The sequence below is a fragment of the Agriterribacter sp. genome (assembly GCF_035444585.1).
Lineage (GTDB): Bacteria > Bacteroidota > Bacteroidia > Chitinophagales > Chitinophagaceae > Agriterribacter.
On record NZ_DAOMOZ010000181.1, the window covers coordinates 1 to 10,000 of the forward strand.

Below are 10,000 nucleotides of genomic sequence, written 5' to 3' on the forward strand. Positions count from 1 at the left end.
AAGAAGTATGAAGATGAATACCGGCATAAGGGGTTGCGCCGTAAGCTGATCGCTTCCCTGCAAAGAAAGGGCATTTCGGATCAAAGGGTACTGGATGCCATGAACCGCATTCCCAGGCATTTTTTTATGGACCTTGCCTTTGACCAGATCGCTTACGAAGACAGGGCCTTTCCTATCGGCGAAAAGCAAACCATTTCGCAACCCTATACAGTAGCCTACCAAACCCAGTTGCTGGAAGTAAAGCCTTTTGATAAAGTGCTGGAAATTGGCACCGGCAGCGCTTACCAGAGCGTGGTATTGGCCGAGCTGGGTGCGCAGGTATATACCATAGAACGGCAGAAAAAGCTGTTCGATGCCAACAAGAGCTTCAGCTACCTGAAAAAATACCCTGGCATAAAATTTTTTTACGGTGATGGTTATGAGGGGTTGCCCACTTTTGCTCCTTTTGATAAGATAATAGTAACGGCCGCAGCGCCGGAAATACCGGCAAAGCTTGTGGAGCAACTGCGCACAGGAGGAAAGATGGTCATTCCTGTTGATGAAAGCAGTTCACAACGCATGCTCCGGTTAACAAAAAAAGCAGACGGAACGGTAGCGGAAGAAAAATTTGATTCTTTTTCGTTTGTACCTATGCTGGGTGGAAAAGCAAACGGCAACGGGCAATAAACAGCAAAGCCACTGACATTTTTGATCAATGGCTTTACCGTATGACGGCTTTTCATATAAATGCATAAAACTATTGCTGCATCATGTCATCTCCGCCTTCATTTCCTGTTCTGTTGTTTTTGCGTTTAAAAAGAGATACGTCAAACTTGCCGAAGCGGTAAGAGAAGTTAAGCCTGAATATCTGCGCGTCTCTTTTTCTCCACATATCCTGTATAAACACACTGTTTTCTGAATGTGAATCGTATATACGGGTTTTAAAGATATCGTTGACGCTAAGCGTAACGGCTGCTCTTTTATCTTTCATGAACTCTTTGCGAAAAGCTATATCCACTCCATAATTGGGGTTAATATATCCCTGGGCTGCACCGCTGGAGCCGCCGAAAAAGCCGCCGCGCCTTCCGCCACCGCCCTGGGGCACCAGTGTACGCGACTGATAATCTCCCGATAGCTGTATAGTGAAATTCGCGGGGAGCTTAAAATTAAAATTCATTTTCCCGAAAAACGCCCAACGGTCATTGATGCCAATTGCCGAATCCAGTCCACTGTTATCAATGCGTGCATTGTAGAAATTAAGATTGGTGGTTACATCCGCCCATTTGGCAAGAGGGTTTTTGGAAGTGATCTCCAATCCGTAGGAACGGCTTGAATTGGCATTGATATAGGAAATGACCATAGCCGAATCCAGTTTGCCGTCGGGCAAAGGAACATTGTATTGCCGGCTCTGATAGCCGGTAATAAGATTATTGGTTTGTTTAAAATATGCGGAGGTAAGAAGGCTGTGCCCGCCACCCAGCGATTTGCTGTAGTTCAGCTCAAAGGAGTTGGTAAACTCCGGTTTCAGGGCCGGGTTGCCTACGCGGATATTCAGCAGGTCTGATACATCATAGTATGGGATCTGCTGCCAGAAATTGGGGCGGTTGATGCGGCGCGAATAATTCAACTGCAGATCCTGGCCCGGGCTCAAGGTTCTGGTTATGAACAGGCTTGGAAAAAACTGTATCGGGTAATCATTGGAAAAGGTTTGACCGGTACTGAGCAGTGTGCCTTTATACCGGGAGCTTTCAGCCCTTAGTCCCAACTGGTACGAAAAATTTTCGCCTAATTTATTGGAATAAGTAGAATATGCCGCATATACCTGGTCGGTATATGTATAATTGGAGCTGGCTGAAGGGATGACAATAAATTTATCCAAATCGTAGCTGAAGGCAGAATTCTCACTAACATTTTTATTGTCCCTTACGGCAGCGCGTAAGCCTGCTTCAAACTTTCCTTTTCCCACAGGGCTGGTATAATCCGACTGAACGGTCCAGAATGTGTTGCTTCCCGAGGAAATAAGGCGCTGAAGAGCGGGGTCGCCCAGTATGCTGCCGCCGGCATCATAATACTGCGTAATGTAATCGCCGCTACCCGAATTGGAGCTGCTGTTGTAATTAAAATCGGCTGTAAGCTCACGCCCTTGTTTCGGGAATAGATGCTTATAACCCAGAGCTGGTCCGAAGTTTTTAAAGTTGCGCTTATTTATGGTTGTTCTTATGGCATCCTGGGTTTTTACCGGCGATGACATGGTGTCTATATGTATATTGTCCACCTGGCTGCTGTTGAACTCTCCGTTGGGCAACGACATGGAGAGGGTAAACGAGTTCCGGTTATCCATCAGGTAATCAAAACCTATTCTTCCAAATAAAAACTGACCTGTGTTGGTTGAGTTGCTGGATTGGTTAAGGATGGTATTTTGCAATTTGTTTGCGTAAAGGTTTTCGCGGTAGGTATGTCCTTCACTCAGGCTTTTACGCTGATGCAAATTCAATCCCAGGAAAAAGTTGAACTTACCCTGCTTTACATTGATATCGCCGCCGAAGTTTATTTTTCCTCTTGAGTCAATGCCCGCCCTTACGTTGCCATTGTAACCGGCTTTCCGGTTTTTCTTGAGCACCACGTTTAATATGCCTGCGGTTCCGCCCGATGCATCGAATTTAGCCGAGGGATTGGTAATGATCTCCACGCTTTCTATAGCATCTGCGGGGATCTGGTCTAACGTAAGCGTAGTTGGCCTGCCGTCAACAAATATAGTAGGCGCGGCGTTGCGCAGGGTAACATTCCCATCGATGTCTACATTAACACCGGGAACGTTTTTCATGATCTCCGTAGCGGTTTGCCCGGTAGTGGTGATGTTTTTGTCAACATTAAATATTTTTCGGTCAACCCCCATCTGGAACATGGGTTTTGTGGCTATCACCGTAACTTCTCCCAATTGCTGGATATCGGTCTCCAGCTTCAGGTTGCCGAGGTCTTTGTCGAAGTTGCGGGCGTCGAATTTGATGGTTTTTTCCAGCGGAGTGTAGCCGATGGCGGTTATCATAAGCCGGAACTGCCCTGCAACGGGCAGATTCTCAAGACTGAACTCTCCCCGTGAGGTAGTAAGCTGCCCGGCAATGGTAACGTCCTTTTTTTGGCCCGATGCCGGATCTGTTTTGGATTGCATAAGCAACACAGAGGCCGCCTCGATCCCTTTGTTGGTAGATTCGTCAACAATTTTTCCATAAAACCTTCCCGCTGTATTCATATCCGGTCCGCCACGGGGCGCCTGGGCAAACAAGCCAACAGAAAGCATACAAAACATAAAAGATAAAACTGATCTCATTGATTGTGTTTTATAAGCAGGTATCATTTTATACAATGGAGTTTCATTGTATAAATGATCTGCCGGTTTTTGATACTCAAAAGTCATTATATCGAACCGTTGCTTTATTGCATTGGTACCAGTGGCAAAAATACGTCTATAAAAGGGTGTTGATAAGGGATTTAGGTTAATGAACGTTAAAGGTATTTTGCCAGGGGCCATAGGGAAGAACAGCTTGCCAGGTGCTTATTTAGCATGGGATAATGAAAAGTACAATTAAGGGTATCCGTAAAGTTTGAAATGAGCCTATTGAAATTTTGCATCCATTTATTTTTCTTCTATTTTTGCAGCCTTAATAAAACGGTGGCTGTAGCTCAGTTGGTTAGAGCATCAGATTGTGGTTCTGAGGGTCGTGGGTTCGAGCCCCATTAGCCACCCCATAACAATTAGCCATCATATTTGGTAAAAGCAGTATGCAGGTTATACTGCTTTTGTTTTTTGGATTGCCTTACCTTTTAAAGGATTGAAGGTGTACCAGGAACATCTTTTTTACCCCTCATGTATATTTTACAAATCCTTGGCTAATTCATTTATGCAACCGGCAACATAACTGTATTATTTCCGTTATTTTTGATTATGCAAAAAGTGTTGAAGCTTATGTTTAATAAAAAATCTTTACCAGTAGTGCTGGTTATTTTTGCTGCAGGTATTTTCGCGGCATTTCAAACCATAGGACTAGGAAACCCGCCGACCAGGTACGAAAAAATTATCCGGCAGGTAGGTGTGATGCTTGAACAGGGTCATTACAGTCCCAAAAAAATTGATGATAATTTTTCAAAAGAGGTTTTTTCAAAATATCTGACAGCGATTGACCCCGAAAAACAGATCTTTCTAAAGTCCGATGTAGAGCAACTGAAGCAGTTTGAAAATAAAATTGATGATGAAATACACGGCGCACCATTACAGTCTTTTCAGTTTATCAGCGACGTTTACGCCAAAAGGCTGCTGGAATATTTGTCATCATATAAAGAGATATTAAGTAAGCCTTTTGATTTTACTGCAGATGAGGTGCTCATTGACGACAAAGATAAAACGGATTTCGCGGCCAGCGAAAACGAGCGAAAGGAGATCTGGCGCAAACGGTTAAAATACCAGGTGCTGGTAAGGTATGCAGACCTTATTGCCACCAACGAAAAAAATAAAGGACAGAAGGAGTACAAGGCAAAAACCAATGCGGAAATGGAAAAGGAAGCACGGGAAAAAGTGCTTCAGTCTACCAATCGCATAGCAGAGCGGCTTAAGCATAAATTTACAGAAGAAGACAGGTTCAATGAATTTGTAAATACCATTACCTCATGCATGGATCCGCACACCACCTTTTTTCCTCCTATTGAAAAAAGATCTTTCGATGAACATATGAGCGGAAGGTTTTATGGTATAGGCGCTTCGCTGCGGCAGGAAGAGGGCAATATTAAGATCGTGACTTTGGTAACCGGAAGCCCTGCCTGGAAGTCGGGACAGATCCAGGTTGGCGATATTATTATTAAAGTAGGGCAGGGGGATGCCGAACCGCAGGATATGGCGGGATACGATACGGAAGACGCCGTGAAGATCATACGGGGAAAGAAAGGCACCGAAGTGAGGTTAACATTAAAAAAGACGGACGGCACTACAAAAGTGGTATCGCTCATCAGGGATGAAATAGTACTGGATGAAACCTTTGCCAGGAGTGCTGTTGTGAACGAGGGGTCAAGAAAGATCGGGTATATATATCTTCCTGAATTTTATGCCGATTGGGAGCGCCCTAACGGTGCAAAGTCGGCTGAAGACGTGGCAACGGAGATCCGGAAGCTGAAAGCAGAGAATGTTGACGGAATTATTATGGATCTGCGCAATAACGGAGGCGGATCATTGTTCGATGTGATACAGATGGTTGGATTGTTTATTGATGAAGGGCCTGTTGTGCAGGTAAAAGACCGGCAGGGTGTTCCTTCGGTGCTGCGCGACAAAGATAAAGGTGTTCTGTATGATGGGCCACTGGCTGTTATGGTAAATGAATTCAGCGCGTCTGCATCCGAAATTTTTGCTGCGGCGATACAGGATTACAAACGCGGAGTTATTATAGGCAGCACTTCAACCTATGGTAAGGGCACTGTTCAAAGAAATATAGGGCTCGATGGAGGGCGCAGCGGGCTTTTGTCTTCTGCTGAAGATGCGGCTGCCAATCTGGGAACGGTAAAATTAACCCTGCAAAAATTTTACAGGATCAATGGGGGCTCAACCCAGCTAAAAGGGGTAACGCCTGATATTGTGCTGCCCGACCAGTTTGAATATCTGCAGTTCCGTGAAAAAGACAATCCTGATGCATTGCAATGGGATGAGATCGCAAAGGCAAAATATACACCCTGGAGCAATGGTGCCGATATTATAACCATAAGAAAAACGGGAGAAGAACGAATAAAAAACGATACTGTTTTTGAACAGATCAGGGCAAATACACAATTGCTGTCTGAACTGAATGATAAAGTGTATACACTGAATTTTAAAAAATACCAGCAGGAGCAGAAGGAAATAAGAGATATTGTTAAGCAAATTGATAAGCTTACAAAGACGGGGAAAGAAAATCCGGTTGAATTGTTGTCTTCGGATGTTAACCGGTTTTCAAATGATGAAGCAAAAAAGGAAAGACAGCAGCAATGGCTCAAAAACCTCAAATCTGATATTTATCTTAACGAAACAGTAAGCATAGTAAATAACATCATCAGCAAGAATGCAATTGTAAGATCAAAGTGAGATGCAGCCAAACAGCCAAACATAACACATAGGCACAGTAGACGCATAAGAAAACAGGAGAAAGGTTTATGCGCGGCTATGTTCCTATGTGTTAAAGAATGAAAACGAACACATATGCAGTGGATCTGTGAGAATGCACGTTTTCTCTTTTAGTATTTATAATTACCAGGGCAGTGAGAAGGTTTTTACATAAGTAAAGCATTTCATGGCTTCAATTACACCCTCTTTTATACCCAGTCCTGAATCTTTTATACCTCCGAAAGGAGAGCTTTCTATGCGGTAGCCGGGTACCTCATTGATGTTCACCGTGCCTACTTTTAGTTCTTTTACGAACCGGAGCGCATAATCCATATTATGGGTTACAATGCCGGATGATAATCCGTAAGCTGTGGAATTTGACAGGGCAATCGCATCATCAATATCCTTAAAAGTTAAAATTGGTGCCAGCGGTCCAAAAGACTCATGCACCACCATATCTGCATTGCGCGGCACGTCTATAATAACGGTGGGTTCCAGCAATGCTCCTTTGCGTTTTCCGCCCCATACTATTTTTGCGCCCTGTTGTACTGCTTTATTCACTACACCTTCAAGGTAAACGGCGGCAGCCTCGTCAATTACTGTACCTACCTTTGTTTCGGGATCTGCGGGGTTGCCACAGGTATATTCTTTTGTTTTTTGCAGGAATTTTTCGAGAAATGCATCTCTGATTTTTTCGTGGATCAGTATTCTTTTTACAGCGGTGCAGCGTTGCCCGCTGTTGCGAAATGATCCTTCTGCAGCAAGGTGAACGGCCGTATCCAGGTTGGCATCCTCCATAATGATCAGCGGGTCGTTTCCACCCAGTTCCAGTATTACCTTTTTGTATCCTGCAGATGCCGCAATCCGTTTGCCCACAGCCACACTACCTGTAAAGGAAACAATATCAATGCGCGGATCTTTAACAAGCGGTTCGGCTATTTCGTTCGTTGGACCAAGCAGGGTGCTCAGCATATAATGGGGTAATCCGGCTTCATACAACAATTCGGTAAGCAGTATAGCAGAGAGTGGTGTTTTCTCGGAAGGCTTTAGGATTACGGGTGTGCCCACAGCCAAAGCCGGCGCCAGTTTATGCACTACCTGGTTGAGGGGATGATTGAACGGTGTAATACATGCTGCAAGTGCGAGCGGCTCACGGAGCGTAAATATTTTTCTTGCTTTGCCCTGCGGTGAAATATCGCAGGAAAATATTTGTCCGTCATCTTTTAAACTCTCCATTGCTGCAAAGAGCAGCACATCGTGTGCCCGGCCTGTTTCATAATTTGCCTCACGCATAGCCAGTCCCGATTCTGCGCTTATGGTTTCGGCAAAAAGTGCTTTGCGTTCTATCAGCAGGTGCCGGGCTTTATCCAATATGCTGAAGCGATCGTAGCGTGTAAGCTTTTTTCCTCCTTTCAGCGCTGCTGTTATCGCCTGCTCTACATGAGAAGCATTGGCTAAGGTAACGGTGCCTACTATGCGATTATCGTAGGGGCTTTTAACTTCAAGAACCGCATCGCTTTTTACAGGGCTTCCTGCAACATAACAGGTCATTGTCATATATCTGGTTTTAATCGTTAATTATCGGGTACCATTTATCGTAAAATCGAATACATCAAAGTTCCTGGGGTCGCCCCAGGCCTTCATTCGGTAAACATCATTGAGGGGATGGGAAATAATAAGGGGAACCATCTCTTCATATCTTCCCCCGTGTGAACGCAATGTGCCGTCTAATGCCGACAGGTCGTGATACTGCGGGCGGCGGCCTACTACCACATCTCTTGCGGAAAGCACTACAAGGTCGCCGGTGCGGTCTTCAGGCTGTTCCAGTAAGCGTGTGGCAGTGGCTTTATCATGCACTTCGGTTATGCCCGGCTGCACAGACAGCCAGTTTTTTACCTCATGTATCTTTTGCTTATCATTAATATGAACTACTACATATGACCCTAATGCACCGTGATGTTTAACATAGGGGTCGGTTATAGGACATATTACCCTGAACCCTTCGCCGAACTGTTTTTCCAGCATATCTTCCACATACAGAACATTAGGCGCACCATTCGCTTTTACCTTGGGGTTCATGCCGTGGTCGGCAGTTGCACCAACAATGGCACCAGCCTGCACCAGCTTACCTATTTCGGCATCCATTTGCTCATAAAATGCAAGTGATTCCCCGGTTTCAGGAGCGTAGGTATGCTGCATATAATCGGTAAGCGATAAGTAAAGGAAATCTGCAAGTCCTTTTTGCACCAGGGCAACCCCTGCACGCAACACAAACAGGCTGGCATCGGCGCTATAGATGGCAGGTGTGGGATAACCCGTTACTTTTTCGGCGTCATCCAGCCCGTGCGTTTCTTTTTTTGCCAGGTTTGCTTTTTCGGCCGAAAAGGCAATGCCCTTTAATTTATAAGAGAGTATATCGCGAAGCTTTTCTTTTGCCGTTACCACAGCCACTTTGCGTCCGGCATTGGCTGCCGCAGCCAAAATGGTTTCTGCACGGAGATACTCCGACGAGTTCATCATCACTTCCTCGTCTTTTTTCACATCGTAAAAAAAATTACCGCAGATGCCATGCACTGCCGGAGAAACGCCGGTTACAATAGAAGAGTTGTTAACATTGGTAAAAGAAGGCAGTGCACCACGAACCATTCCCCGAAAACCCGTTTTGCTCATTTGCTGAAGATTGGGTAAGCGGCCATGGGCAGCAGTTATGTCGAGATATTCATTTGCTGAGCCATCGATACAAATAACAACAACCGGTTTTGCAGGGGGGCTATAGGTGATACCATTTACAGAGAAAGAAGCCGTAGCAATAGAAGGCATACAAAATGTTTATAAATACTAAATAAAGATATAGCAAAATTAAACATTTTTTACAATTGCCTGCATTAAGTTTTTTACATGTGCAAAAAAATAAGGGAATGGCTCAAGAAGAGGGGTCGAAATGCTAATCTTTATTGCCCGTCATAAAAAAATATATCACCAGCATCAATGCGTCTGTGTTGCCGATGTTGGATGGCTTATGCGGTAGCCTTCCATCAAAGAAAAGGGAATCTCCTTCTTCCAGCACATACCTGTCGCCTTCAATCTGGTACTCCACGCTTCCTTTAATAATGTATTTATATTCGTAAGCATCTGTTCTGATCATTTGAGTACGCCGGGCGCCTTTTTTAAGTTCGAGCAAAATAGTATCCACGGGCCCGCCATCCATATTACGGGTTAATATTCTTTTGTATTTAAAACCTTTGGCGGGTTCCTTTTCAAACGGCTGGTAGTCGGCAGTAGTTTTGATGATTACTTTCTGTTGTCCTTCTTTACCGTGACTGATGTCTTCAAAAAAGTCTTTCAGATCAATGTTCAGTGCCAGCACAATATTCATTAATACCGGCAGGGAAGGTACCGTGCGGTTATTTTCAATCTGGGAGATCAGTCCTTTGCTTACCTGAGCTTTGGTAGCCAGTTCCTGCACTGTTTTCTTCTGTGTTTTCCGGGTTTCTTTAATTTTATTACTGATCTGGATGAGTACATCTTCCTGCATTGGAATCGTTTTTCTGCATTTGAGCAATAAGTAACAGTCAAAGTTAATATTAAGATTTTTTTTTAAATCCGAAGCTAAAAATCCTAAAACCTAGTGGTTTATCCATGGCCGGCAGTCAATTATCAGCGTCAAAAGAAAATGGTTGTATCCTTTTGTTTAGCAGTTACCCCAATCGCCGGCAACAGCTTACCGAATCTGAAAACCAGCGGTGAGCTTCCATTTTTAATAGTTTTTGTACCTTTCTGCCATTACTTCCCGGAATAAATATTCTTCATTTCAATAAATGGTTAGCTTATGCCCCTACTGGTAATTATACGACACGGACAATCGCAATGGAACCTTGAGAACCGATTTACGGGTAATAAAGA

Annotated in this window: 6 protein-coding genes and 1 tRNA gene; 3 read left to right on the plus strand and 4 right to left on the minus strand. The window is 44.3% G+C overall.

Features of this window, described 5'->3' with window-relative positions:
- Nucleotides 1-666 (plus strand): protein-L-isoaspartate(D-aspartate) O-methyltransferase (locus tag PLH26_RS16645; RefSeq protein WP_324587159.1); only part of this gene is annotated, 666 nt, incomplete at its 5' end.
- A 70-nt stretch (nt 667-736) separates the two neighbouring features.
- Here PLH26_RS16645 and PLH26_RS16650 read toward each other — a convergent pair.
- Nucleotides 737-3,307, minus strand: coding sequence for a TonB-dependent receptor (locus PLH26_RS16650; RefSeq protein WP_324587160.1), 2,571 nt, complete (start codon nt 3,305-3,307; stop codon nt 737-739).
- 342 nt (nt 3,308-3,649) lie between these two features.
- On the opposite strand from PLH26_RS16650, the gene PLH26_RS16655 reads away from it, so the two are divergent.
- A tRNA-His gene (locus tag PLH26_RS16655) sits at nt 3,650-3,726 on the plus strand.
- Between the two features lie 217 nt (nt 3,727-3,943).
- A complete protein-coding gene (locus tag PLH26_RS16660; protein ID WP_324587161.1) occupies nt 3,944-6,079 on the plus strand; it encodes a carboxy terminal-processing peptidase in 2,136 nt (711 codons plus the stop codon).
- A 162-nt stretch (nt 6,080-6,241) separates the two neighbouring features.
- Here PLH26_RS16660 and phnY read toward each other — a convergent pair whose 3' ends face one another.
- The 3 genes from phnY to PLH26_RS16675 form a co-directional block, all read right to left on the minus strand.
- Nucleotides 6,242-7,654 (minus strand): phosphonoacetaldehyde dehydrogenase, encoded by a 1,413-nt coding sequence (gene phnY, locus PLH26_RS16665; protein WP_324587162.1) that lies wholly within the window; start codon nt 7,652-7,654, stop codon nt 6,242-6,244.
- Nucleotides 7,655-7,675: 21 nt separating this feature from the next.
- Nucleotides 7,676-8,917 carry a phosphonoacetate hydrolase gene (phnA, locus tag PLH26_RS16670; protein ID WP_324587163.1) on the minus strand — a complete coding sequence of 414 codons (1,242 nt, stop codon included), beginning with the start codon at nt 8,915-8,917 and terminating at the stop codon, nt 7,676-7,678.
- A 124-nt stretch (nt 8,918-9,041) separates the two neighbouring features.
- Nucleotides 9,042-9,632 (minus strand): helix-turn-helix domain-containing protein, encoded by a 591-nt coding sequence (locus tag PLH26_RS16675; RefSeq protein ID WP_324587164.1) that lies wholly within the window; start codon nt 9,630-9,632, stop codon nt 9,042-9,044.
- Between the last annotated feature and the right edge of the window lie 368 nt (nt 9,633-10,000).

Excerpts from the sequence above, each read along its gene's own strand:
- PLH26_RS16650 (WP_324587160.1), bottom strand. The coding sequence starts at position 3,307 with ATGAGATCAGTTTTATCTTTTATGTTTTGTATGCTTTCTGTTGGCTTG.
- PLH26_RS16660 (WP_324587161.1), top strand. The coding sequence starts at position 3,944 with ATGTTTAATAAAAAATCTTTACCAGTAGTGCTGGTTATTTTTGCTGCA.
- phnY (WP_324587162.1), bottom strand. The coding sequence starts at position 7,654 with ATGACAATGACCTGTTATGTTGCAGGAAGCCCTGTAAAAAGCGATGCG.
- phnA (WP_324587163.1), bottom strand. The coding sequence starts at position 8,917 with ATGCCTTCTATTGCTACGGCTTCTTTCTCTGTAAATGGTATCACCTAT.
- PLH26_RS16675 (WP_324587164.1), bottom strand. The coding sequence starts at position 9,632 with ATGCAGGAAGATGTACTCATCCAGATCAGTAATAAAATTAAAGAAACC.